This window comes from Salmonella sp. 741265073_HBA, assembly GCF_046569105.1.
GTDB lineage: Bacteria > Pseudomonadota > Gammaproteobacteria > Enterobacterales > Enterobacteriaceae > Salmonella > Salmonella enterica.
In genome coordinates this window covers 183941-209733 of sequence record NZ_JBKFRY010000002.1, presented here as the reverse complement: position 1 = coordinate 209733, position 25793 = coordinate 183941, and the positions used below count along the sequence as shown (strand labels likewise).

At 52.7% G+C, this 25793-nt stretch carries 24 protein-coding genes and 1 pseudogene; 12 read left to right on the top strand and 13 right to left on the bottom strand.

Annotated features, from left to right (window positions below):
• The first annotated feature begins 9 nt into the window (after window positions 1–9).
• A complete protein-coding gene (queC, locus tag ACLD3P_RS03530; RefSeq protein WP_000817201.1) occupies window positions 10–705 on the top strand; it encodes a 7-cyano-7-deazaguanine synthase QueC in 696 nt (231 codons plus the stop codon).
• 105 nt (window positions 706–810) lie between these two features.
• Here queC and fadM read toward each other — a convergent pair whose 3' ends face one another.
• The 9 genes from fadM to bolA form a co-directional block, all read right to left on the bottom strand.
• A complete protein-coding gene (fadM, locus tag ACLD3P_RS03525; protein ID WP_001194543.1) occupies window positions 811–1209 on the bottom strand; it encodes a long-chain acyl-CoA thioesterase FadM in 399 nt (132 codons plus the stop codon).
• Between the two features lie 103 nt (window positions 1210–1312).
• Window positions 1313–1687 (bottom strand): helix-hairpin-helix domain-containing protein, encoded by a 375-nt coding sequence (locus ACLD3P_RS03520; RefSeq protein WP_000680322.1) that lies wholly within the window; start codon window positions 1685–1687, stop codon window positions 1313–1315.
• A 149-nt stretch (window positions 1688–1836) separates the two neighbouring features.
• Complete coding sequence (ppiD, locus tag ACLD3P_RS03515) at window positions 1837–3708, bottom strand: peptidylprolyl isomerase (RefSeq protein ID WP_000969425.1); 1872 nt, start codon at window positions 3706–3708, stop codon at window positions 1837–1839.
• A gap of 290 nt (window positions 3709–3998) precedes the next feature.
• Window positions 3999–4289 carry a nucleoid-associated protein HU-beta gene (hupB, locus tag ACLD3P_RS03510; protein WP_254888479.1) on the bottom strand — a complete coding sequence of 97 codons (291 nt, stop codon included), beginning with the start codon at window positions 4287–4289 and terminating at the stop codon, window positions 3999–4001.
• 190 nt (window positions 4290–4479) lie between these two features.
• Window positions 4480–6834: an endopeptidase La gene (gene lon / locus ACLD3P_RS03505; protein WP_001067723.1), complete on the bottom strand. Its 2355-nt coding sequence runs from the start codon at window positions 6832–6834 to the stop codon at window positions 4480–4482.
• Window positions 6835–7019: 185 nt separating this feature from the next.
• On the bottom strand, window positions 7020–8291 hold the full coding sequence (gene clpX / locus ACLD3P_RS03500; RefSeq protein ID WP_000130314.1) for an ATP-dependent protease ATP-binding subunit ClpX: 1272 nt from the start codon (window positions 8289–8291) through the stop codon (window positions 7020–7022).
• A 251-nt stretch (window positions 8292–8542) separates the two neighbouring features.
• Window positions 8543–9166, bottom strand: coding sequence for an ATP-dependent Clp endopeptidase proteolytic subunit ClpP (clpP, locus tag ACLD3P_RS03495; RefSeq protein ID WP_000122257.1), 624 nt, complete (start codon window positions 9164–9166; stop codon window positions 8543–8545).
• Window positions 9167–9412: 246 nt separating this feature from the next.
• Window positions 9413–10711 carry a trigger factor gene (gene tig / locus ACLD3P_RS03490; protein WP_001198403.1) on the bottom strand — a complete coding sequence of 433 codons (1299 nt, stop codon included), beginning with the start codon at window positions 10709–10711 and terminating at the stop codon, window positions 9413–9415.
• A gap of 346 nt (window positions 10712–11057) precedes the next feature.
• Window positions 11058–11375 (bottom strand): transcriptional regulator BolA, encoded by a 318-nt coding sequence (gene bolA, locus ACLD3P_RS03485; RefSeq protein ID WP_000973433.1) that lies wholly within the window; start codon window positions 11373–11375, stop codon window positions 11058–11060.
• Window positions 11376–11678: 303 nt separating this feature from the next.
• On the opposite strand from bolA, the gene ACLD3P_RS03480 reads away from it, so the two are divergent.
• The 8 genes from ACLD3P_RS03480 to ACLD3P_RS03445 all read left to right on the top strand — a co-directional run bounded on the left by ACLD3P_RS03480 (window position 11679) and on the right by ACLD3P_RS03445 (window position 20607).
• Window positions 11679–12257 carry a lipoprotein gene (locus tag ACLD3P_RS03480; RefSeq protein WP_001539323.1) on the top strand — a complete coding sequence of 193 codons (579 nt, stop codon included), beginning with the start codon at window positions 11679–11681 and terminating at the stop codon, window positions 12255–12257.
• Between the two features lie 43 nt (window positions 12258–12300).
• Complete coding sequence (ampG, locus tag ACLD3P_RS03475) at window positions 12301–13776, top strand: muropeptide MFS transporter AmpG (protein WP_023203028.1); 1476 nt, start codon at window positions 12301–12303, stop codon at window positions 13774–13776.
• A gap of 452 nt (window positions 13777–14228) precedes the next feature.
• Entirely contained in the window at window positions 14229–15185 is a 957-nt protein-coding gene (gene cyoA, locus ACLD3P_RS03470) for a cytochrome o ubiquinol oxidase subunit II (RefSeq protein WP_023219736.1), read from the top strand.
• A 10-nt stretch (window positions 15186–15195) separates the two neighbouring features.
• A complete protein-coding gene (gene cyoB, locus ACLD3P_RS03465) occupies window positions 15196–17187 on the top strand; it encodes a cytochrome o ubiquinol oxidase subunit I (RefSeq protein WP_000467158.1) in 1992 nt (663 codons plus the stop codon).
• Window positions 17177–17791 (top strand): cytochrome o ubiquinol oxidase subunit III, encoded by a 615-nt coding sequence (locus tag ACLD3P_RS03460; protein WP_000179833.1) that lies wholly within the window; start codon window positions 17177–17179, stop codon window positions 17789–17791. The genes cyoB and ACLD3P_RS03460 overlap by 11 nt, the downstream gene beginning before the upstream one ends.
• Complete coding sequence (locus ACLD3P_RS03455) at window positions 17791–18120, top strand: cytochrome o ubiquinol oxidase subunit IV (protein WP_000019878.1); 330 nt, start codon at window positions 17791–17793, stop codon at window positions 18118–18120. The genes ACLD3P_RS03460 and ACLD3P_RS03455 overlap by 1 nt, the downstream gene beginning before the upstream one ends.
• Window positions 18121–18131: 11 nt before the next feature.
• The gene (gene cyoE / locus ACLD3P_RS03450) at window positions 18132–19022 is read left to right on the top strand and encodes a heme o synthase (protein WP_000971352.1); all 891 of its coding nucleotides are present in this window, start codon (window positions 18132–18134) and stop codon (window positions 19020–19022) included.
• Window positions 19023–19242: 220 nt separating this feature from the next.
• Entirely contained in the window at window positions 19243–20607 is a 1365-nt protein-coding gene (locus tag ACLD3P_RS03445; protein WP_108638322.1) for an MFS transporter, read from the top strand.
• Window positions 20608–20653: 46 nt separating this feature from the next.
• Here the strand turns inward: ACLD3P_RS03445 and ACLD3P_RS03440 are convergent, their stop codons facing one another.
• Window positions 20654–21145, bottom strand: coding sequence for a YajQ family cyclic di-GMP-binding protein (locus ACLD3P_RS03440; protein ID WP_001138913.1), 492 nt, complete (start codon window positions 21143–21145; stop codon window positions 20654–20656).
• A 125-nt stretch (window positions 21146–21270) separates the two neighbouring features.
• Between ACLD3P_RS03440 and panE the strand changes: the two genes are divergently transcribed.
• Together panE and yajL are read left to right on the top strand one after the other, a co-directional pair.
• The gene (panE, locus tag ACLD3P_RS03435; RefSeq protein WP_000705814.1) at window positions 21271–22182 is read left to right on the top strand and encodes a 2-dehydropantoate 2-reductase; all 912 of its coding nucleotides are present in this window, start codon (window positions 21271–21273) and stop codon (window positions 22180–22182) included.
• Window positions 22145–22735 carry a protein deglycase YajL gene (gene yajL, locus ACLD3P_RS03430; protein ID WP_001275807.1) on the top strand — a complete coding sequence of 197 codons (591 nt, stop codon included), beginning with the start codon at window positions 22145–22147 and terminating at the stop codon, window positions 22733–22735. The genes panE and yajL overlap by 38 nt, the downstream gene beginning before the upstream one ends.
• A gap of 8 nt (window positions 22736–22743) precedes the next feature.
• Here the strand turns inward: yajL and ACLD3P_RS03425 are convergent.
• From ACLD3P_RS03425 to phnW, 3 genes and pseudogenes are all read right to left on the bottom strand, one after another.
• A pseudogene (locus ACLD3P_RS03425) lies at window positions 22744–22826 on the bottom strand (hypothetical protein); the annotation flags it as partial.
• 5 nt (window positions 22827–22831) lie between these two features.
• Window positions 22832–23641 carry a phosphonoacetaldehyde hydrolase gene (phnX, locus tag ACLD3P_RS03420; RefSeq protein ID WP_411006343.1) on the bottom strand — a complete coding sequence of 270 codons (810 nt, stop codon included), beginning with the start codon at window positions 23639–23641 and terminating at the stop codon, window positions 22832–22834.
• 9 nt (window positions 23642–23650) lie between these two features.
• The gene (phnW, locus tag ACLD3P_RS03415; RefSeq protein WP_023219739.1) at window positions 23651–24754 is read right to left on the bottom strand and encodes a 2-aminoethylphosphonate--pyruvate transaminase; all 1104 of its coding nucleotides are present in this window, start codon (window positions 24752–24754) and stop codon (window positions 23651–23653) included.
• A 139-nt stretch (window positions 24755–24893) separates the two neighbouring features.
• Here phnW and phnR point away from each other — a divergent pair, with 139 nt between their 5' ends.
• On the top strand, window positions 24894–25613 hold the full coding sequence (phnR, locus tag ACLD3P_RS03410; protein WP_000836268.1) for a phosphonate utilization transcriptional regulator PhnR: 720 nt from the start codon (window positions 24894–24896) through the stop codon (window positions 25611–25613).
• Window positions 25614–25793 lie beyond the last annotated feature (180 nt).

Sequence of the window (25793 nt, the reverse complement as noted above, 5' to 3'; positions counted from 1 at the left end):
AGGATAACTATGAAACGCGCCGTTGTTGTATTTAGTGGAGGTCAGGACTCCACCACTTGTCTGGCGCAAGCGCGGCATCAGTATGATGAAGTGCATTGTGTCACGTTTGATTATGGTCAGCGCCACCGCGCAGAGATTGATGTCGCGCGCGCGCTGGCGTTAAAACTTGGCGCACGCGCGCATAAAGTGCTGGATGTCACTTTGCTGAACGAACTGGCGGTCAGTAGCCTGACGCGGGATAGCATTCCGGTGCCGGACTATGAACCGAACGCTGACGGTATCCCCAATACTTTCGTACCGGGACGCAATATTCTCTTTCTGACGCTGGCGGCGATTTACGCTTATCAGGTCAAAGCCGAGGCGGTGATCACCGGCGTTTGCGAGACCGATTTTTCCGGCTATCCAGACTGTCGCGATGAGTTCGTCAAAGCGCTGAATCACGCGGTGAATCTGGGCATGGCGAAAGATATCCGTTTCGAAACGCCCCTAATGTGGATTGATAAAGCTGAAACCTGGGCGCTGGCCGATTATTGGGGCCAACTGGATTTGGTTCGCGAAGAGACGCTGACCTGCTATAACGGCATTAAAGGCGATGGCTGTGGTCATTGCGCGGCCTGTAATCTGCGCGCTAACGGCCTGAATCATTATCTGTCGAATAAAGCGGCGGTGATGGCGGCAATGAAGCAAAAAACCGGGTTAAGGTGATTGTTTTGCCGGATGGCGGCGCACGCACCTTATCCGGCCTGGCGATATGCACCATGGTCAATATCGCCAGGCCGGACAAGTTCAACGCCATCAGACAGCGAGGCGTTATTGCACCATCTGTTCCAGCTTTTCACGCAATTCGCCTTCCAGCGGCAGCGCTTTTTGCGTTTTTAAATCAATACAAACAAACGTGATGAGCGCATCAGCCACCACCTGCCCTTCTGGCTCCAGCGTAATCGTCTGGCTTAATACGCCGCTTTTACCGTTAAGCTGTTGTACCTGGCTGGTCACGGTCAGTAGATCGCTCAATACCGCCGGACGACGGTAATTTATATTGATGTTTACCACCACAAAGGCAATATTGCGGGCCGTCATCCACTGAAAGCTGTCGCTGTTTTCCAGCCCATCCCAACGGGCCTCTTCCAGAAATTCCAGATAGCGGGCATTATTAACATGTTGATAAACATCAAGATGATATCCACGAACTTTGATTTGTGTTTGCATAGCGCAATAACCTTACGTTGTTGTTATAAGTAAACGACAAGTACAGAGGTCATAACTGGTATGACCTCTACAGTCTGGCAAATTTTTGCCACTGTGCAAGTGATTACAATGTTAAAACTGCCAGATTACGCTCCACCAGCGCGCTTCCCATTCCCGGCACCTGCTTTAAATCATCCACCGTTTTAAAAGGACCATACTCCTCCCGATAGCTCACAATAGCCTGCGCTTTTTTCAGCCCAACGCCGTTCATCACCCGCGCCAGATCCTCCGCAGACGCGGTATTAATGCTCACCCTGGTACCTTCATCATCGCTGGCTTTAGCAGGTAATGCCGCTTTGGCGGAGGATGAAGAAGGCGTATCCGCTTTTGTTTCCACCGCTGCATTTTTTGCGACAGGCGTCGCCGCCAGCGCGCTATGGGCCATGCCCGCGCAGGTTAAAGAAAGTGTAATAAGCAGTGCTTTAATTCCGTGTTTCATACTGTTTTCTCCTTGTTTGTTAACAGTGCAGCCACGATAGCGGGACGGAGAAAAACGAACAAACGGCAATTCTCAGAAATGGAAAAGGCCGCGAAAGCGGCCTTTGTGGGATACAACGTTTTGCAATTTTTTGCGAAGCGCCTCGACGATTACTGCTGTTCCAGAGCGTCGCCGATTTTGATTTTCGCCTCTTTACGCAGATTGCTCATCAGCGCCTCAAAGACAATTTGCGCATTGTTCTGCGTGATGCCCTGCACCATCGCTTTTTTCTGCGCTTCCGGCATGGCGCCCGCTTTCACCTCGTCAAACGCCAGCAGAACGACGTTACCCTGCATATCGTTCGCCACGCCATAAACTGGCTTATCTTTCGTCGGAAGGCTTAACGCAAAGGCCGCCTGACTCACCGGATCCTGACTGGTACGACTTAACGTTTTAGGCTCGCCAAAACTCAGACCCGCCGCTTTCATCGCTTCCGCGCCTTTGCCCGCTTTCAGCTCGACCAGCAGTTTTTCCGCATCCAGCTTCGCCTGTTGTTCCGCTTTGTTATGCTTCACCAGGGCAGTGACCTGTTCTTTCACTTCTGCCAACGGCTTCACGGCTTCAGGTTTATGTTCGCTCACGCGCACAACAAAAGCCCGGTCGCCATCTACGGTGATAATGTCTGAATTCGGCCCCGGCGTACCGTTTTCGCCTACCAGACCGCCATTAAAGATAGCATCGGCTACCGGTTTGAAGTTCAGCTCTTCCGGTAAGGTGTCACGGCTAAACCAGCCGGTTTCAACCGCTTTTACGCCAGCGACCTGTTCAGCGCCTGCTAACGACTCATTGTCGTTGCTTGCCGCATCGCTCACCTTCTGCTGCAACGCATAGTAAGCATCCAGCGCTTTTTCTTGTTTCACTTTCGCAGCAATGTCGTCGCGAACCTCGCTTAACGGTTTCACTTTGGCAGGCTGAATATCATCCAGACGCGCCACCAGAAAACCGACAGACGACTTAATCACGCCAGATATCTGGCCTTTTTCTTTTAATCCGGCGTTTTTCAGTTCCGGCACCGTGGCAGACTCTTCCAGCCAGCCCATATCGCCGCCATTACGCGCAGAGATGATATCGGTAGATTTCTCTTTCGCCAGCGTGGCGAAATCTTCGCCCTTGTTCAGCGCATCCAGTACCGCTTTCGCATCATCTTCCGTTTTGGTCTGAATAATGCTGTAACGAATGCGCTCCGGCTGAGTAAACTGATCTACATGCTGGTCATAATAGGCCTGAATATCCGCATCGCTGACCGGTGCCTGCATCGTCGCGGCATCCAGCTTGATATAGCTTACGCGGAACTGTTCCGGCGTCATAAAGCGGGCTTTATTCTGATCGTAGTAGCTGGACACTTCCTGATCGGTCACCTGCTGCTTCGCCGCCAGCGCGTTGACATCAATAACGGCTTCACGCACCACGCGCTGTTGAGAGACTAATGCCGCCAGTTCGTCGGTTTCCCCTTTCAGCATAAAATCAGTACCGGCCACGCCGTTGATCAGTTGCTGAGTGGTAAGCTGGTTACGCAGCGCCTGAGCGTACTGATCGGCGGTCATTCCCATCTGATTCACAATCGCGTTATAGCGGTTGTTGTCAAACTTACCGTCCACCTGAAAAGCGGGAGTGGCGAAAATCGCCTGCTTTACCTGCTCATCGCTGATGCCCAGTTTCAGTTCGCGGGAATATTGATCCAACAGCGCTTCGTCTATCAGACGATTCAGCACCTGCTGGCGCAGGCTTTTCATATAACCTTCGTTGGCCGCCAGTTCAGAATACCTGTCGCCCAACTGCTGCTGCATACGGTTACGTTCGTTATTAAACGCATTCTCAAACTGTGCCCGGCTGATTTCCTGGCCATTCACTTTTGCGGCGTAGTTATTGCTTCCGCCAATCAGGTAACCACTAACGCCGGTCAAAATGAACGACACGATAATGATAACGAAAATAATCTTGAGCACGAGACTGTTTGCAGCCGTGCGTAAGCTGTCCATCATGGTGTAACCACACTCCGCTGTAGGTGACTTTACACTTTATCTTTCAGGCGGCTTCTCTGCTGGCTACCGAGTGATTCGCTCAGTTGCCGCGTCGACGCAACCTGAATGATTTGCGTATATAGACTTCACGCGCATCGCATTTTCTGAACGCGGCGCGCAAAAGCCTATTGTGACAAGAAACGAGGGCAATTGTCAGCCCGCAACGCGCAGAAAGTCCCGAATCGTCAATAAAAAAGGCACATCAGTTGATGCGCCCTTGTACTTTGTCACATCCCCCGAGGGGATCACGCTTAGTTTACCGCGTCTTTCAGCGCTTTACCTGCACGGAAACTCGGCACTTTGGCAGCGGCGATGGTGATCTCTTTACCTGTTTGCGGGTTGCGACCAGTACGGGCAGCACGCTCTTTAACAGCAAAAGTACCAAAGCCTACCAGTGCAACGTCATCCCCTTCTTTCAGAGATTCGGTAACAGAAGCAATAATCGCATCTAACGCACGTCCAGCCGCAGCCTTAGAGATATCAGCCCCTGCAGCAATTTTTTCGATCAGTTGAGATTTATTCACTCTTCTCTTCCTCTTTATAATTTATATCGCACCTGAATCCTTCGAAGTACGACCGCGCAGCAGTTATATCAGGCCTGCCACGCCCTTACAACACCCGTTAATGGTGGCAGACCCAATCAACCATCTAAATTAGCTATACAAAAAAAGGCTGGCAAGTCCGAAATAGCCTGCCAGCCCTGTTTTTATTAGCGCTATTTGCGCGAGGTCACTATTTTGCGGTTACAACCTGCATTCCAGACGGTTCGTTTTGCAGAGCAAGCGTCAGAACTTCCTCAATGCGCTTCACAGGATGAATATCCAGATCGGCAATCACGTTGTCCGGAATTTCCTCCAGGTCACGTTTATTTTCGAATGGAATTAAGACCGTTTTAATCCCGCCGCGATGCGCCGCCAACAGTTTTTCTTTCAGGCCGCCGATCGGCAATACCTGACCACGCAGGGTGATCTCACCGGTCATTGCCACATCTGCGCGCACCGGATTACCGGTCAGGCAGGAAACCAGCGCGGTACACATCGCGATACCGGCACTTGGACCGTCTTTCGGCGTTGCGCCTTCCGGCACGTGAACGTGGATATCGCGTTTTTCGTAAAAGTCCGGATTAATACCCAGTTTTTCCGCGCGCGCGCGCACCACGGTCAGCGCCGCCTGAATAGATTCCTGCATCACTTCACCGAGCGAACCGGTGTAGGTCAACTTGCCTTTGCCCGGTACGCAGGCGGTTTCGATGGTCAACAGATCGCCGCCCACTTCCGTCCACGCCAGGCCCGTCACCTGACCTACGCGGTTTTCGCTATCCGCGCGGCCATAATCAAAGCGCTGCACACCGAGGTAGTCGTGCAGATTATCGCCGTTAATTTCGATATGTTTTAACGATTTATCTAGCAACAGTTGTTTAACCGCTTTGCGGCACAGTTTGGAGATTTCACGCTCCAGACTACGCACGCCCGCTTCACGCGTGTAATAGCGGATAATACCGATAATCGCGCTATCGTCGACCGTCAGTTCTCCTTTCTTCAGCGCGTTACGCTCGATCTGCTTCGGCAGCAGGTGACGTTTAGCAATATTCAGCTTCTCATCTTCGGTATAACCGGACAGACGGATCACTTCCATACGATCCAGCAGCGGCGCCGGAATGTTCATGGAGTTGGAGGTGGCGACGAACATCACATCGCTGAGATCGTAATCCACTTCCAGGTAATGATCGCTGAACGCCACGTTCTGCTCCGGATCCAGCACTTCCAGCAGTGCGGAAGCCGGATCGCCGCGCATGTCAGAAGACATTTTGTCGATCTCATCGAGCAGGAACAGTGGGTTTTTAACCCCCACTTTGGCCATTTTTTGGATCAGTTTACCCGGCATAGAGCCAATGTAAGTCCGGCGATGACCGCGGATTTCCGCTTCATCACGCACGCCGCCCAGCGCCATACGGATGTATTTACGCCCTGTTGCTTTAGCGATGGACTGGCCCAACGAGGTTTTACCTACCCCCGGCGGCCCCACCAGACACAGGATCGGCCCCTTGATTTTATTTACACGGCTTTGAACCGCGAGATACTCAAGGATGCGGTCTTTCACGCGCTCCAGACCATAATGGTCAGTATCGAGGATTTCCTGCGCCTGACGCAGGTCTTTTTTGACCTTGCTACGCGCATTCCACGGCACCTGCACCATCCAGTCGATGTAGCCGCGCACCACGGTCGCTTCCGCCGACATCGGAGACATCATTTTCAGCTTCTGCAGTTCCGCTTCCGCTTTCTCTTTCGCCTCTTTCGGCATTTTCGCCGCGTCGATTTTACGCTTCAGCGCTTCGTTTTCGTCCGGCGCGTCGTCCATCTCGCCAAGTTCTTTCTGAATCGCTTTCATTTGCTCGTTCAGATAGTACTCGCGCTGGGATTTCTCCATCTGCTTTTTCACGCGGTTGCGAATGCGTTTCTCAACCTGCAGCAGATCGATTTCAGATTCCATCATCGCCATCAGATATTCCAGACGTTCGTTAACGTCGGACATCTCCAGTACGGACTGTTTATCCGCCAGTTTCAGCGGCATATGCGCGGCGATGGTGTCAGCCAGACGTGCAGGGTCGTCAATGCTATTGAGTGACGTCAGCACTTCCGGCGGAATTTTTTTGTTCAGCTTGATGTAGCCTTCGAACTGGCTGATAGCGGTACGCACCAGCACTTCTTGTTCTCGCTCATCAATGGCTGGCGAATCAAGGTACTCCGCCTTCGCGGAGAAATGTTCGCCATTGTCAGACAGCGCGGAAATACGCGCGCGCTGTAACCCCTCGACCAGCACTTTTACGGTGCCGTCAGGCAGTTTCAACATCTGCAAAATAGAGGCCACGGTCCCGACGGTGAAAAGATCGTTTACACCCGGCTCATCCGTTGATGCTTCCTTCTGGGCGACCAGCATGATTTTTTTATCATGGTCCATAGCCGCTTCCAGACAACGGATAGATTTTTCCCGCCCTACAAATAAGGGTATGACCATGTGCGGATAAACCACCACATCGCGCAACGGCAATACGGGGATTTCAATGCGTTCAGAACGCTCAGGATTCATAGAGCTCTCTCTTAGTTTAGTGTCCGCCAGGTAATCAGATAGTATAGCTGTGCTCCATACCACCTATAACATGTACGTCAGTATATGGGGATGTTTCCCACACATTCAACGGCGTGTTTACAGGAAAAACGAAAGGGGAGATAAAATCCCCCCTTTTTTGGCTAACTGATTGTATGAATGTTTAATTATTCGCCAGAAGCCTGCGCTTCCGGTTTGCCGTAAATCAGCAACGGCTTACTCTGACCGGCAATAACGGACTCGTCGATCACCACTTTTTCGACGTCTTCCATAGATGGCAAATCGTACATGGTATCCAGCAGCGCTGCTTCGACGATAGAACGCAGACCACGGGCACCGGTTTTACGCGCCATTGCTTTCCTGGCGATAGCGTCCAGCGCTTCGTCACGGAATTCCAGATCGACGCCTTCCAGGTTAAACAGCGCCTGATACTGCTTGGTCAGCGCATTTTTCGGCTCTTTCAGGATTTGAATCAGCGCTTCTTCGCTGAGTTCGTTCAGCGTCGCCACCACTGGCAGACGACCGATAAACTCAGGAATCAGACCAAATTTGATCAAATCTTCCGGTTCAACCTGCGACAACAGCTCGCCTTCGCTGGCTTTGTCGGACTTCGCTTTCACCGTCGCGCCAAAACCAATGCCGGAGCCGGTTTCAACACGGTTAGCGATCACTTTATCCAGACCGGCAAACGCGCCGCCGCAGATAAACAGAATCTTAGAGGTATCTACCTGTAAGAACTCCTGCTGCGGATGTTTGCGACCGCCCTGCGGTGGAACCGCGGCGACAGTGCCTTCGATCAGTTTCAGCAACGCCTGCTGTACGCCTTCGCCGGAAACATCGCGGGTAATGGACGGATTGTCTGATTTACGCGAAATCTTATCGATTTCATCAATGTAGACAATCCCACGCTGCGCTTTTTGCACGTCGTAGTCGCATTTCTGCAACAGTTTCTGAATGATATTCTCGACGTCTTCCCCCACGTAACCCGCTTCGGTTAGCGTGGTCGCATCCGCCATAGTGAACGGCACATCCAGCAAGCGCGCCAGCGTTTCCGCCAGCAGCGTTTTACCGGAACCGGTCGGTCCAATCAGCAGAATGTTGCTTTTGCCTAACTCGACGCCATTGCTGGTATCGCCGTTACGCAGACGCTTGTAGTGGTTATAGACCGCCACCGCCAGCACTTTTTTCGCCTGCTCCTGGCCGATAACGTAATCGTCCAGGTGAGTACGAATTTCATGCGGCGTCGGCAGCGCACTACGTTCACGGTGCGGAGCAACTTCTTTAATTTCTTCGCGAATAATGTCGTTACATAAATCGACGCATTCGTCGCAGATATACACGGATGGACCGGCAATCAGCTTGCGCACTTCATGCTGGCTTTTGCCGCAAAAAGAGCAGTACAACAATTTGCCCGAGCCATCTTTGCGTTTATCTGTCATGAGTCAAAACCTCTTCTTTGTTCTTTGTGCCGCACACGACGACGCAAATGCCATTCTCAGGCGCAAGCCGCTAATCAGCGTTGTGCCGCCCTTCATTAGTATATACACAAAATCATTCGAGCTACATCAAGGCGGCAACTCGGCGACTCCGCAGGCGCTTACATAAGTAAGTCACTGGGAGGCGCGCTAACAGCCAACACCGAGGTAGCGTGAAGGATGAAGTGTATAGCGGCACACTTGCGTCCAGGGCATCAATTACGATGGGTCAAAATTGAGTCAACCAAACCGTACTCTACCGCTTCAGGCGCGGAGAGGAAGCGATCGCGCTCAGTATCACGTTCAATCTGCTCAAGAGATTGACCCGTATGATGCGCCATAAGTTCATTCATGCGCCCTTTTACTTTCAAAATTTCGCGGGCGTGAATTTCAATATCCGTCGCCTGGCCCTGGTAGCCGCCCAGCGGCTGGTGGATCATGACGCGAGAGTTCGGCAAGCAGAAACGTTTGCCTTTCGCCCCGGCAGTCAGCAAAAACGCCCCCATAGAGGCCGCCTGTCCCATACAAATGGTGCTGACGTCTGGCTTAATAAACTGCATGGTGTCATAGATGGACATCCCCGCAGTAATTACGCCGCCAGGAGAATTAATGTACAGATAGATATCTTTTTCCGGGTTTTCCGCTTCCAGGAACAGCATCTGCGCCACGATCAGGTTAGCCATATGGTCTTCGACCTGGCCGGTCAGAAATATGACGCGTTCCTTAAGTAGACGAGAATAGATATCAAAAGAGCGCTCACCGCGTGAGGTCTGTTCAATGACCATCGGCACCAGCGCCATATGAGGGGCCAAATTATCTCGTTCTCCGCTGTATGACATTTCCGTCTCCTGGATAAAAATTGAAAAAACCTGCTGTACTGATTGTAACCTGATGGACGGATTATCAGCCAGTCCCTCTGTAATGGGTACGGCATCGCCATAATTCAAGCATAACAATCTTTTGCTCTAACGCTAACACTGAAACGCGGTTTTCGCACCCTTACCATGCAAAATGCGTGACAAAAAAAACCCGTCACTGAAAGGTGACGGGTTTTTGTGCAAATTTCGTGCTTTTAACGCGAAAAATTACGCTTGCTGGTTCATCAGCTCATTGAAGGAAGTGGCTTTTTCAGACACTTTCGCTTTTGCCAGAACCGCTTCAACAGCCTGTTCTTCCAGAGCGACGTTACGCATATTGTCCATCAGCTCTTTATTTTTGCTGTAGAACTCAATCACTTCTTTCGGATCTTCGTAAGCAGACGCCATCTCTTCGATCAGACCTTTAACGCGTTCTTCGTCCGCTTTCAGCTCGTTGGTACGAATGACTTCGCCGAGCAGCAGACCGACAACTACACGACGCTTAGCCTGTTCTTCGAACAGTTCGCGCGGCAGCTCCAGAGCCTGTTTCTCGTTACCACCAAAACGCTGCGCAGCCTGACGACGCAGAACGTCGATTTCGCTGTCGATCAGCGCAGCCGGTACGTCGATGTCGTTAGCTTTTACCAGACCTTCGATCGCCTGAGACTTAACGCGGTTACGCACCGCGCCTTTCAGCTCGCGCTCCATGTTTTTACGTACTTCAGCGCGCAGACCGGCTACGGAACCATCTTCAACGCCGAAACGTTTGATGAATTCTTCGGTCAGTTCCGGCAGTTCGCGTTCTTCAACTTTCTTCAGGTTGATAACGAACTTAGCCGCTTTACCTTTCAGGTTTTCAGCGTGGTACTCTTCCGGGAAGGTCACATCGATAGTGAACTCTTCGCCAGCTTTGTGGCCTTTAACGCCGTCTTCAAAGCCCGGAATCATACGACCCTGGCCCATCGCCAGAACGAAATCGGTCGCTTTGCCGCCTTCGAACTCTTCGCCGTCTACAGAGCCGGTGAAGTCGATGGTCACGCGGTCTTCCGCATCAGCAGCGCCGTCTTTTTCTTTCCAGGTCGCCTGCTGCTTACGCAGGGTGTCCAGCATCACATCAACGTCAGCGTCGGTGACTTCAACAACCGGTTTTTCAACTTCGATGGACTCGAGGCCAGTCAGCTCAACTTCCGGATAGACTTCAAACTCGACGGAGTAAGTGAAGTCTTCACCCACTTTGTATTCGCCCGGAACATAGTTCGGCGCGCCTGCCGGGTTAATTTTTTCTTTGATGATCGCGTCAACGAAGTTGCGGCTCATCAGATCGCCCAGCACGTCCTGGCGAACAGAAGCGCCATAACGCTGAGCGACGATATTCATCGGTACTTTGCCTTTACGGAAGCCGTCAATACGTACTTTTTTCGCTACGTTGACCAGCTCGCTTTTTACAGCGGTCTCGATGCTGTCAGCAGCGATTGTAATCGTTACACGGCGGCCAAGGCCCTGAGTGGTTTCAACTGAAACTTGCATCTTGTTACCTCAAAAAATCACAGTGCTCGGTCAACTCTACTCCGCAAGCACGTGCTATTTGCTTCGCGGAACCGGGATGTTCTCATAATCAATCACATTCCCTGTCGTCAGAATCATCCCGAAGACGTTCATATATAAGACGGCGCATTATAGCGGCATCACTTTTGTGAGTCGAGAACGGTGATTGTGCGATGCTGCGGCGGTTTTCACAATTCTCGGCTAATTTTTGTCTGAATACTGTACGACATGCTCAAAATTCAGACAAAACAAAACGGCCCGCAGGCCGTTTTCACATAATTCTGTAGCAACATACTGGAAAAGCGGAGGTAGTTGCAAATCCGTTTTGCTACGCGATGCTTCCCGCGCCGCGACAAGGAGGCGACGCGAAGATAGTATCCTGCAATCCTTCCCACTCTTTGAGGGTATAAGTATGCAGTGCCAGCGCATGTACGGTTGTGGAAAGTTCCGCCGTTAACGTACCGTAAATCATCCGATGACGATTAAGAAAACGTTCGCCTGTAAAGCGATCGCTCACCAGCACGACCTTAAAATGGCTTTCCGATCCTGCAGGAACATTGTGACGATAGCTTTCATCCACAACTTCGAGAAACACGGGGTCGAACGCTGTCCTTAATTTTTCTTCTATTTGCTCACGTATCATCATGAAAATCTCCTCCGACAACGCTGTGATGTCACCCATCCCTTTAAATACTAGCCGCTTTTACCGTTTCCATTACAGCATGACAACAAAAATTTAGCTTTCGTCTGATTATTTCAGCCAAACGTATGAAGTTTACTGCCTTAATCATTCTTTTAGCGCTCAAAATCCCCGCTCGCGCCGTTATCAATACCAAATCGGACATTACGACGAATTTACCTGCGTTGACCACTTCCCCTCGCCGTTAGCGGTGTTATGATGGCGGGAATTTTTACCTATCACGTTTTAAGCGTCATTGAGAGCCTGAATATGTTAAAAAAACTTCTCTTTCCGTTAGTCGCTCTGTTTATGCTGGCAGGATGCGCCACACCGCCGACGACCATTGACGTCGCGCCGAAGATCACCTTGCCACAGCAGGATCCGAGCCTGATGGGCGTCACCGTTAGCATTACCGGCGCGGACCAACGCCAGGATCAAGCGTTAGCGAAAGTCACGCGTAACAACCAGCTGGTAACGTTAACCGCCTCCCGCGATTTACGCTTCCTGTTACAAGAAGTCCTGGAAAAACAGATGACGGCGCGGGGCTATATGATCGGGCCTAACGGCGCGGTTAATCTGCAGATTATTGTTAACCAACTGTATGCTGATGTTTCCCAGGGCAGCGTGCGCTACAACATCGCGACCAAAGCGGATATCGCGATTATTGCGACCGCGGCAAATGGCAACAAGATGACCAAAAACTATCGCGCCAACTACTCTATTGAAGGGGCATTCCAGGCCTCTAACCAGAATATTGCCGACGCGGTGAACAGTGTTCTGACCGATACTATCGCTGATATGTCTCAGGACACCAGTATTCACGATTTTATCAAGCAAAACGCCCGTTAATAGCAACAACAAGACCCGGCAGAAGCCGGGTCTGTAGATGCCTATGTCAAGTCAATATTTACGTATTTTCCAGCAACCGCGTTCAGCCATTCTGCTGATATTGGGTTTTGCCTCCGGCCTCCCGCTGGCGCTCACCTCCGGTACGCTACAGGCGTGGATGACCGTCGAGAATATCGATCTTAAAACGATTGGCTTCTTCTCGCTGGTTGGTCAGGCCTATGTGTTTAAGTTTCTCTGGTCCCCGCTGATGGACCGCTACACGCCGCCTTTTTTAGGTCGTCGTCGCGGTTGGTTACTCGCCACCCAACTGTTGTTACTGGCGGCGATTGCGGCGATGGGCTTTCTTGAACCCGGCACGCAGCTACGCTGGATGGCGGCGCTGGCGGTGGTGATTGCTTTTTGCTCCGCCTCGCAGGATATCGTGTTCGACGCCTGGAAAACCGATGTTTTACCCGCAGAAGAACGCGGCGCTGGCGCGGCAATCAGCGTGCTTGGCTACCGGTTGGGGATGCTGGTTTCCGGCGGACTGGCGCTATGGCTGGCCGATCGCTGGCTCGGCTGGCAGGGCATGTACTGGCTGATGGCGGCATTGTTGATCCCCTGCATTATCGCCACCTTACTGGCGCCGGAACCGACCGATACTATCCCCTCCCCGAAATCGCTGGAACAGGCCGTCGTCGCGCCGCTACGCGATTTCTTTGGCCGTAACAACGCCTGGCTGATTTTACTGCTCATTGTGCTTTATAAACTGGGTGACGCCTTCGCCATGAGCCTGACCACCACCTTTTTGATTCGCGGCGTCGGCTTTGACGCCGGCGAAGTCGGCGTGGTCAATAAAACGCTGGGCCTGTTGGCAACGATCGTCGGCGCGTTATACGGCGGCATATTAATGCAGCGTCTTTCGCTGTTTCGCGCGCTGCTGATTTTCGGCATTTTGCAAGGCGCGTCCAACGCCGGTTACTGGTTGCTCTCCATTACCGATAAAAACATGTTCAGCATGGGCGCGGCGGTCTTTTTCGAAAATCTGTGCGGCGGGATGGGTACTGCCGCCTTTGTCGCCTTATTAATGACGCTATGTAATAAGTCGTTTTCCGCAACACAGTTTGCCCTACTGTCGGCCCTCTCCGCAGTAGGCCGGGTTTATGTTGGTCCTGTGGCGGGCTGGTTCGTTGAAGCGCACGGCTGGCCGACATTCTACCTCTTCTCGGTTGTTGCCGCCGTTCCCGGGCTGTTACTGTTGCTGGTCTGTCGGCAAACGCTGGAATATAGCTGGCAGAGCGAGCGTTTCATTCCCCGCACGCAATACCGTGGCGCCTACAATTTCGCGCTTTCAATCCTGCTCGCGGGCGTCGCTTTGCTGGCGGTCTGGGTACTCCTGCTGACCATGAACGCGGTGGATTACACTAACTTCTCATTCCTGTCCGGATTGCTTGAGACTGCGGTAGCGGTTGCCGTGTGCGGCATTGTCTTTGGCGGGTTACTGGATTACCTGGCGCTACGAAAAACACGCCTGCTCTAAAACATTATTTGCCGTTGTAATAACGACCCGGAATTATAACGGCTAAATAACCATCAATTGATAAAAAATATATTTGTCTTTTTGTGCGCAACAGAATTTTGGAAATTATTGGTAATTTCTACGCTACCTATTTTCTTTACACGATTCAGCCGATTAAATTTAAATTCCCGCCGTTGATTGTCCTTTTATTGATAATAAATTGTTAAGTAATTGTTTTATTTTTACATTGGTTATACCAATTATCCCTCAACATCCCACTTACAGACCTCATCCGTTATAACGCAAAGTTTCAACAGTGTCTTAAAGTTATTTCGACATACTTGGCAACATATGTGACATGCGCGGCAGAACTTGGTAACACAGAACCAATCATGTTTACAGTAATGTAACCTTACCGTAAAATGCCCCTACACTTTAAACGCCACCAGGTCCCGTGGAATTGAGGTCGTTAAATGAGACTCAGGAAATACAATAAAAGTTTGGGATGGTTGTCATTAATTGCAGGCACTGCATTACTCAGTGGCTGTAATTCTGCGCTGCTGGATCCCAAAGGACAGATTGGACTGGAGCAACGTTCGCTGATACTGACGGCATTTGGCCTGATGTTGATCGTCGTTATTCCCGCCATCTTGATGGCTGTTGGTTTCGCCTGGAAGTATCGTGCGAGTAATAAGGATGCGAAGTATAGCCCGAACTGGTCACACTCCAATAAAGTGGAAGCCGTGGTCTGGACGGTGCCTATCTTGATCATCATTTTCCTTGCCGTACTGACCTGGAAAACCACGCACGCGCTTGAACCAAGCAAGCCGCTGGCGCATGACGAAAAACCGATCACCATCGAAGTGGTTTCCATGGACTGGAAATGGTTCTTCATCTATCCGGAGCAGGGTATCGCCACCGTCAACGAGATCGCCTTCCCGGCGAACACGCCGGTTTATTTCAAAGTGACCTCCAACTCCGTGATGAACTCCTTCTTTATCCCGCGTCTGGGTAGCCAGATTTATGCCATGGCCGGTATGCAAACACGTTTGCATCTGATCGCCAACGAACCCGGAACCTACGATGGCATCTCCGCCAGCTATAGCGGCCCGGGCTTCTCTGGTATGAAGTTTAAAGCTATCGCCACCAAAGACCGCGCAGAATTCGACCAATGGGTCGCAAAAGCGAAGCAGTCTCCGAACACCATGAATGATATGGCGGCGTTCGAGAAAGTGGCTATGCCAAGCGAGTACAACAAGGTGGAATATTTCTCCAGCGTGAAACCAGATTTGTTCAAGGACGTTATTAACAAATTCATGGACCACGGTAAGAGCATGGACATGACCCAACCTGAAGGTGGGCACAGCTCGCATGAAGGAATGGAAGGTATGGACATGAGCCACGCGGAATCCGCCAACTCCAAGGGTTGAGGAAGATAAGATGTTCGGAAAATTATCACTGGATGCAGTACCGTTCCATGAACCTATCGTCATGGTAACGATCGCTGCAATTATCGTCGGGGGACTGGCGATACTGGCAGCGATTACTTACTTCGGTAAGTGGACCTACCTATGGAAAGAGTGGTTAACGTCGGTTGACCATAAACGCCTCGGCATCATGTATATCATCGTCGCAATTGTGATGCTGTTACGTGGTTTCGCCGATGCCATCATGATGCGTAGCCAGCAGGCGCTTGCCTCCGCAGGCGAAGCGGGTTTTCTACCGCCGCACCACTACGATCAGATCTTTACCGCTCACGGCGTAATCATGATCTTCTTCGTGGCGATGCCCTTCGTTATCGGTCTGATGAACCTGGTGGTTCCGCTGCAGATCGGCGCGCGCGACGTTGCGTTCCCTTTCCTGAACAACCTGAGCTTCTGGTTCACCGTTGTCGGCGTTATCCTGGTTAACCTCTCGCTGGGCGTGGGTGAATTCGCTCAGACCGGCTGGCTGGCTTATCCGCCGCTATCGGGAATAGAGTACAGTCCCAGCGTCGGGGTCGATTACTGGATATGGGCGTTACAACTCTCGGGTATTGGTACGACGTTAACCGGTATCAACTTCTTCGTGACGATCCTGAAGATGCGTGCGCCGGGTATGACAATGTTCAAGATGCCGGTCTTTACCTGGGCCTCTTTGTGCGCCAACGTACTGATCATCGCCTCTTTCCCGATTCTGACGGTTACCGTCGCGTTGCTGACCCTGGATCGCTATCTGGGCACCCATTTCTTTACCAACGATATGGGCGGCAACATGATGATGTACATCAACCTGATTTGGGCCTGGGGCCATCCGGAAGTGTACATTCTGATTCTGCCGGTCTTCGGGGTATTCTCCGAAATCGCAGCGACCTTCTCGCGTAAACGTCTGTTCGGCTATACCTCGCTGGTTTGGGCGACCGTCTGTATTACCGTACTGTCGTTTATCGTTTGGCTGCACCACTTCTTCACGATGGGTGCGGGCGCGAACGTTAACGCCTTCTTCGGTATCACCACCATGATTATCGCCATCCCGACCGGGGTGAAGATCTTCAACTGGTTGTTCACCATGTATCAGGGCCGTATCGTCTTCCATTCCGCAATGATGTGGACCATCGGCTTTATCGTGACCTTCTCGGTCGGCGGTATGACCGGCGTGCTGCTGGCGGTACCGGGCGCGGACTTCGTCCTGCACAACAGTCTGTTCCTGATTGCGCACTTCCATAACGTGATCATCGGCGGCGTGGTGTTTGGCTGCTTCGCGGGTATGACCTACTGGTGGCCGAAGGCGTTTGGCTTCAAGCTGAACGAAACCTGGGGTAAACGCGCCTTCTGGTTCTGGATTATCGGTTTCTTTGTAGCCTTTATGCCGCTGTACGTACTGGGCTTCATGGGCATGACCCGTCGCCTCAGCCAGCAAATTGATCCGCAGTTCCATACGATGCTGATGGTTGCCGCCGCCGGTGCCGCGCTGATTGCGCTGGGTATCCTGTGCCAACTGATTCAGATCTTCGTTTCTATTCGCGACCGCGATCAGAACCGCGATCTGACCGGCGACCCATGGGGTGGCCGTACGCTGGAGTGGTCAACCTCGTCTCCGCCGCCGTTCTATAACTTTGCCGTTGTGCCGCACGTTCACGAACGTGACGCCTTCTGGGAAATGAAAGAAAAAGGCGAAGCGTACCAACAGCCTGGACAGTATGAAGAGATTCATATGCCGAAAAATAGTGGTGCCGGTATTGTTATCGCCGCCTTCGCGACGGTATTTGGCTTCGCCATGATCTGGCATATCTGGTGGCTGGCGATAGTGGGTTTCGCAGGCATGATCATCAGCTGGATTGTAAAAAGCTTTGATGAAGATGTGGATTACTACGTGCCGGTCCCGGAAGTCGAAAAACTGGAAAACCAGCATTTCGATGAGATTACTAAGGCAGGGCTGAAAAATGGCAACTGATACTTTAACGCACGCGACTGCCCACGCGCACGAACACGGGCACCATGACGCAGGCCAGAACAAAATCTTCGGATTTTGGGTCTACCTGATGAGCGACTGCATTCTGTTCTCTATTCTGTTTGCTACCTATGCCGTTCTGGTGAACGGCACCGCTGGCGGCCCGACAGGTAAGGACATTTTCGAACTGCCGTTCGTTCTGGTTGAAACCTTCCTGCTGTTATTTAGCTCCATTACCTACGGCATGGCGGCGATCGCCATGCACAAGAACAACAAGAGCCAGGTTATCTCCTGGCTGGCGTTGACCTTCTTGTTTGGCGCCGGATTCATCGGGATGGAACTCTATGAATTCCATCACCTGATTGTTAACGGTATGGGCCCGGATCGCAGCGGCTTCCTGTCTGCGTTCTTCGCGCTGGTCGGCACGCACGGTCTGCACGTCACTTCCGGTTTGATCTGGATGGCGGTGCTGATGGTGCAAGTTGCCCGTCGCGGTCTGACCAGCACTAACCGTACCCGCATCATGTGCCTGAGCCTGTTCTGGCACTTCCTGGATGTGATTTGGATTTGCGTATTCACTGTTGTTTATCTGATGGGGGCGATGTAATGAGTCATTCTACCGAGAGCGGCGGCGCATCCCACGGCAGCGTAAAAACGTACATGACCGGCTTTATCCTGTCGGTCATCCTGACGGTTATTCCATTCTGGATGGTGATGACCGGCGCTGCCTCTCCGGCCGTTATTCTGGGATCTATCCTGGCAATGGCAGTGGTGCAGATTTTGGTGCATCTGGTGTGTTTCCTGCACATGAACACCAAATCTGATGAAGGCTGGAACATGACGGCCTTCATCTTTACCGTGCTGATCATCGCCATCCTGGTTGTGGGCTCCATCTGGATTATGTGGAACCTCAACTACAACATGATGATGCACTAAGAGCGGCGAGTATGATGTTTAAGCAATACCTGCAAGTAACGAAACCAGGCATCATCTTTGGCAACCTGATCTCGGTGATCGGGGGATTTCTGCTGGCCTCAAAGGGCAGCATTGACTATCCCCTGTTCATTTATACGCTGGTCGGGGTGTCACTGGTTGTGGCGTCGGGTTGTGTATTTAACAACTACATCGACAGGGATATCGACAGGAAGATGGAAAGGACCAAGAATCGGGTGCTGGTCAAAGGCCTGATTTCTCCTGGCGTCTCGCTGGTATACGCCACCCTGCTGGGTATTGCTGGCTTTATGCTGCTGTGGTTTGGCGCCAATCCTCTGGCCTGCTGGCTGGGAGTGATGGGCTTCGTGGTCTATGTTGGCGTGTACAGCTTGTACATGAAGCGTCACTCCGTCTACGGAACGCTGATTGGTTCTCTCTCCGGCGCAGCGCCGCCGGTGATTGGCTACTGTGCCGTAACGGGCGACTTTGACAGCGGCGCGGCGATCCTGTTGGCTATTTTCAGCCTCTGGCAGATGCCGCACTCTTACGCCATCGCCATTTTCCGCTTTAAGGACTATCAGGCGGCCAATATCCCGGTTCTGCCGGTGGTAAAAGGAATCTCAGTCGCTAAAAACCACATCACGCTGTACATCATTGCGTTTGCCGTTGCAACGCTAATGCTAACGTTGGGCGGTTATGCCGGTTACAAATACCTGGTGGTCGCCGCGGCGGTCAGCGTTTGGTGGCTCGGCATGGCGCTACGCGGTTACAAAGTGGAAGATGATAAGGTCTGGGCGCGCAAGCTGTTCGGCTTCTCTATCATTGCGATTACCGCGCTGAGTATCATGATGTCCGTTGATTTTATGGTGCCGAATTCGCAGAATCTGCTGACTTACGTCTGGTAAGTTCATCGTCACCTCTTCTATGCCGGATGGCGGCTTATGCCTTATCCGGCCTACAAAAGCACGTTACCTGTAGGCCGGATAAGCGACGTGAGTATCGCCATCCGGCATTTTTCGTCTCTCGTGGCCTACCCTCACCACCACAACATTTGTTAATAAAGCGCATATTTACCCAACCAACCTGGCGCTTTACACTAGGTGCGAATTTCATACAGAGGTGGCAATGAACGATTATAAAATGACGCCAGGGGAGCTGCGTGCCACATGGGGTTTAGGGACCGTCTTTTCGTTGCGTATGCTGGGCATGTTTATGGTTCTACCAGTACTGACCACATACGGTATGGCGCTACAGGGCGCCAGCGAAGCATTAATCGGCATTGCGATCGGCATTTACGGGCTGGCGCAGGCTATCTTTCAAATTCCCTTTGGGCTGCTGTCCGACCGCATTGGCCGTAAACCGCTGATTGTCGGCGGACTGGTGGTATTTGTCGCGGGTAGCGTCATTGCCGCGCTCTCCCACTCAATCTGGGGCATTATTCTGGGGCGAGCACTACAGGGGTCCGGCGCTATTGCCGCCGCCGTCATGGCGCTCCTGTCTGATCTCACCCGAGAGCAAAACCGTACCAAAGCGATGGCGTTTATCGGCGTCAGCTTTGGTATCACCTTCGCGATTGCAATGGTATTAGGGCCGATCGTTACCCATAGTCTGGGATTGAACGCGTTGTTCTGGATGATCGCCGCCCTCGCCACCCTGGGCATTATTTTGACGATCTGGGTGGTTCCCAACAGTACCAACCATGTGCTGAATCGCGAATCCGGGATGGTCAAAGGCAGCTTCAGTAAAGTGCTGGCGGAGCCGAGGCTGCTCAAGCTCAATTTCGGCATTATGTGTCTACATATTTTATTGATGTCCACCTTTGTCGCCCTGCCCGGCCAGCTTGCCGATGCCGGTTTCCCTGCCGCCGAACACTGGAAGGTGTATCTGGCAACCATGGTGATCGCCTTTGCCGCCGTCGTGCCTTTTATTATCTATGCTGAAGTCAAACGGCGGATGAAGCAGGTATTCCTGTTCTGCGTGGGGCTCATTGTCGTCGCAGAAATCGTGTTGTGGGGAGCGGGCCAGCATTTCTGGGAGCTGGTGATTGGCGTACAACTCTTTTTCCTCGCCTTTAATCTGATGGAGGCGCTGCTGCCTTCGCTTATTAGCAAAGAGTCGCCCGCGGGGTATAAAGGAACGGCGATGGGCGTCTATTCTACCAGCCAGTTTCTTGGCGTGGCGCTTGGCGGCTCGCTGGGCGGCTGGATAGACGGCACGTTTGATGGGCAAACCGTTTTCCTTGCCGGGGCCGTACTGGCGATGGTATGGCTGGCGGTGGCAAGTACCATGAAAGAGCCGCCCTATGTCAGCAGCCTGCGCGTGGAAATTCCTGCGGATATTGTTGCTGACGACAGGCTAAAACAGCGACTGTTGGCAATGAAAGGCGTAAGCGAAGCGCTGATCGTGGCGGAAGAGCATTCCGCTTACGTCAAAATCGACAGCAAAGTGACCAATCGCTTTGAAGTTGAACAGCTTATCAGCAAAGGATGAATGCTGTATTGCCGGATGGCGGCAAGGCTCTATCCGGCATAACAACTTAATCGCGGAAGTTTTTGAACTGGAACGGCTGGCCCAAATCGCCGCCGCGAACCAGCGCCATTACCGATTGCAGATCGTCACGTGATTTGCCCGTCACGCGAATCTCTTCCCCCTGAATTTGCGCCTGCACCTTCAGTTTGCTGTCTTTAATCAGCTTGACGATTTTCTTCTGCACGGCGCTTTCAATGCCCTGCTTCAGCTTCGCTTCCACATACCAGGTTTTACCGCTATGCACGAACTCGTCCGGTACATCCAGCGAAGCGCCTTCAATACCGCGTTTAAGCAGCTTGGCGCGCAGAATATCGAGCAACTGATTGACCTGGAAATCGGACTCGCTCAGCACCTTGATGGTTTTATTGGCATCGTTCAGTTCAATAGTCGCCTCTACGCCACGAAAGTCAAAACGAGACTCAACCTCGCGAACCGCGTTATCCACGCCGTTACGCGCTTCCTGCAGATCAACTTCAGAAACAATATCGAAAGATGGCATCTTTTCTTCTCCCTTCATTTTCGTTGCGTTGCATAATACCTGCAACGAGGCTTAACGAGAAGCTTAGCTGATGACGCTATAATTAGCGCCATAACACCTGGCGCTGTTGCAGGTGAGGAGGAACAATGAAAATTACTGTACTGGGATGCGGAGCCTTAGGACAACTTTGGCTTTCGGCACTGTGCAAACACGGACATGACGTACAGGGCTGGCTACGGGTGCCACAACCTTATTGCAGCGTAAATCTGATCGATACCGATGGTTCCTTTTTCAACGAATCACTGACGGCAAACGATCCGGATTTTTTGGCGAAGAGCGAACTGTTATTAGTCACGCTGAAAGCGTGGCAGGTTTCCGACGCAGTACGAACTCTGGCGTCAACCTTACCGGTGACGTCGCCTATCCTGCTCATTCATAATGGAATGGGAACCATAGAAGAACTGCAAAATATCCAGCAGCCGATGTTGATGGGGACTATCACCCATGCTGCGCGCCGCGACGGTAATATCATTATTCATGTCGCTAACGGTACTACGCATATTGGCCCGGCGCGCGAGCAAGACGGCGATTACAGTTATCTCGCCGATATCCTGCAGGGGGTACTGCCCGATGTCGCCTGGCATAACAATATCCGCGCAGAGATGTGGCGCAAACTGGCCGTCAACTGTGTTATCAACCCGCTCACCGCGCTTTGGAACTGCCCGAACGGCGAGCTGCGCCATCATCCTGATGAAATCAACGCGATTTGCGAAGAGGTCGCCGCCGTGATTGAACGTGAAGGCTACCACACATCGGCAGACGATTTACGCTATTATGTTGAGCAAGTGATTGACAGTACGGCAGAAAACATCTCATCCATGTTGCAGGACGTGCGCGCCATGCGCCATACCGAAATTGACTACATCACCGGTTATTTACTCAAGCGCGCCCGCGTGCACGGTCTCGCCGTTCCGGAAAATAGCCGCCTGTTTGAAATGGTAAAGCGAAAGGAGAGTGAGTATGAGCGCTCAGGCACTGGTATGCCTCGCCCCTGGTAGTGAAGAGACCGAAGCGGTCACCACTATCGATCTGCTGGTTCGCGGCGGAATCCACGTCACTACCGCCAGCGTCGCCAGCGATGGCAACCTGACGATTGTCTGCTCGCGCGGTGTAAAGCTGCTGGCGGATGCGCCGCTGGTTGAAGTTGCCGACGGCGATTATGACATCATCGTGTTGCCCGGCGGAATTAAAGGCGCCGAGTGCTTTCGCGACAGCCCGCTGCTGGTCGAAACCGTAAAACAGTTTCACCGCTCCGGGCGCATTGTCGCAGCCATTTGCGCCGCAGCCGCCACAGTGCTCGTGCCGCACGATATCTTCCCTATCGGCAATATGACCGGTTTTCCGGCGCTGAAAGATAAGATCCCCGCTGAACAGTGGCAGGATAAGCGTGTGGTGTGGGATGCGCGGGTAAAATTATTAACCAGCCAGGGACCGGGTACCGCTATCGATTTTGGCTTGAAAATCATCGACCTGTTGGCTGGTCGTGAAAAAGCGCATGAAGTGGCTTCGCAACTGGTGATGGCGGCGGGGATTTATAACTACTACGAATAAGAATGATTGCCGGATGGCGGCGTAAACACCTTATCCGGCCTACAAAACGGTACAGTCTGTAGGCCGAATAAGCGGCAGCGCCATCCGGCAGTTATTTTACGGGCGTTCGCCCTGCGCCAGACGCGCATTAATATGCGCAATCACCCCAGGTAAATCCGCCAGTGAATCCACCACGTAATGCGCCCCGGCGGCGTACAGCTTGCTGGCCGCGTGCTCGCGGCGGATCGCAACGTCCTCTTTCGACATTGTTTGATAGGCGTCCCATGTTGCGCCGAATTCGTTACCCGATACCGCCAGCCCCACCGTCCACATACCCGCGTTAAGCCCCTCGCTAATGCCCGGCGCGGCATCATCTACCTTCACACAGTGCGCGACCGCATCAATGCCCAGCGCAATCACGTTTTGCAGCGCCATCCACGGCCCCGGGCGACCACCCGCGGCCAGGTCGTCCGTTGCCACCCAATGATCCGGACGATAGCCATGCTCGGCGGCGGCGGGAACCAGGCGCTCCATCACCGCTCGTGGGTAACCGGAGCAGGAGCCTATCTTGATACCCTCGGCTCGTAGCGCCGCGATCGTGTCGATAACTCCGGCAATAGGAGAAGAAAAATCGACAACTTTAGCAATCTGTAGCGGCATGAAGGCGGCATAGATGGCATCAATATCTGCTGCGCTCATGGAGCGGCCAAACTTTGCCTGCCAGCGCGCGTCAACAGCAGGTAATTTTCCCAGCGCTTCAATGTGTTGCCATTTACCCAGCCCCATTGGCACGCGTGCTTCGGCGAGGGTGATCTCCACATCAAATGCCTGACGGAACGCCTCGACGAAAATTTGCGTCGGCGCGAAGGAGCCAAAATCGACGGTGGTGCCCGCCCAGTCGAGAATAACAGCGTGAATACGGTTCATCATGGTTCCTTATTTCGTCCAGTACATGGCGGTACGAATGGCGGTCAGCAGGGCAGTGATATCGGCGGCATATACTTCACCAATGTTGCCGATGCGAAAGCAGTCGCTTTGCGACACTTTGCCTGGATAGATAACAAAGCCCTGCTCTTTGAGGCGGCGATAAAATTCGCTAAAGCGATACTGCGGGTCTTCCGGTGAATAAAAGGCGGTGATAATGGGCGAATGAAGTTCGTCATCCAGCAGCGTGTTAAAGCCCAGCGCCCGCATTCCGGCCACCAGGCTGCGCTGATTTTGCTGATAGCGTTGATGACGTGCCGCCACGCCACCTTCTTCCGCCAGCTCTTTCAACGCCTGGGCAAACGCCAGGACGGTATGAGTGGGCGAAGTAAAACGCCATTTGCCGTGGTTATCCTCCATGCAGCGCCACTGGGCGTAGAGATCTAACGACAGCGAGCGGGAACGCCCTTTGCACGCGGCCAGTTTTTGCTCGCGGGCAATCACGAAGGCAAAACCCGGCACGCCCTGAATGCATTTATTGGCGGAGCTGATCAGATAATCGATGTGTAATGTTGCAATATCCATGGGGATGCCGCCGAAGCTGCTCATGGCGTCAACGATGTAGGTTTTGCCATAGCGATGCGCCAGAGCGCCCACCTCATCAATGGGGTTGAGCATCCCGGTGGTCGTTTCGCTATGCACCATGGCGATATGGCTGATCGTCGGGTCGGCGTTGAGGATCGCGTCGATCGCCTGCACGTCCGGGCGCGCAACTTCGCCGCAGTCGTAAGCGTGATGGGCGATACCCATAAGGCCGGCCATCTCGACCATTCGTGCGCCGTATGCACCGTTGCTGACGATCAGCACCTTATCCTGCGGCCCCAATGCGCTGCCCAGTACGGCTTCCACAGCATAGCTGCCGCTGCCTTGCAGCAGTACGGAGGTGTAGCCTTCGGAGGCCGTTGCCAGTGCGGTCAACTGCTGGCGGATCTGTTCTACCACGCCGATATTGTAATCATCATCCCAGGTACAGCTATCGAACAACATCGCTTCTTTCACGGTACGAGAGGTGGTGAGCGGGCCAGGAGTCAGCAGCAGATAGTTACGCGAAGTCATGTTATTTACCTTTGGTCTATACCAGATTGCATTTATCATGACGATCTTTGCCGCGACGGGTCAAAGAGAAAATCGCGCTGCAACAAAAAATTCATCTCTGCTTGTATAATGGCGGCAGGCAAAACGGAAGCGAGTAAGCATGAAATCTATCCCGGGCGATATCCCGCAGTACCTGTTGATCAAGGCGCAGCTTCAGGCGCGTATTCAGAGCGGTGCGTTGAAAAGCGGTGATAAACTGCCGTCTGAACGCGAACTGTGCGCGATCTTCAACACCACGCGCATTACTATTCGCGAAAGCCTGGCGCAGCTGGAGTCCAGTGGGCTTATCTGGCGCGCCGATCGTCGCGGTTGGTTCGTTACGCCGGAACGCCTGTGGCTGGATCCGACCCAGAATACCAACTTCCATAAGCTTTGCCGCGAGCAGGGGCGGGAGCCAAAAACCGCGCTACTGAGCGGCGTGTTAACCACCGTGCCTGTCGAGGTCATGGAGCCCCTCCAGCTCCAGCCGTTTGATCAAATCTATCTGCTGACCCGTCTGCGTTACGCCGATGGCCGCGCCGTGTGCTACTGCGAAAACCATTGTTTGCCCGCCCGCGTGCCTGAGCTGCTACAGTACGATCTCAACGGCAGCCTGACCGAGGTATACGAGTCGCACTACAACCTCGTCTATACCAGCATGCATCTGTCGTTCTACCCCACCGCCATGCCTGCGCAGGCCGCACAGGCGCTGGGAGTTATGGAAGGACGCCCGGCGCTGTTGCTGCGCCGTCTGAACTACGATCAACACGGGCGAGTGCTGGATCTGGATATCGAATACTGGCGTCACGACAGCCTGCGTATTGAGGTAGATACCCACTAGCGGGTGCGCGGATGTTGGCTGCGGGCCTTATCCGGCCTGTCAATCGTATCGTCTCACGGCTATCCGGATAAGCGCAGCATCATCCGGCGTGGACTGATTTATTTCTCTTTCATCGTTTTGTCATATAAGCCGTTTAGCGTAAAAAGCAAACCTGGTATAGGCCAGAAAATGCAACGTACG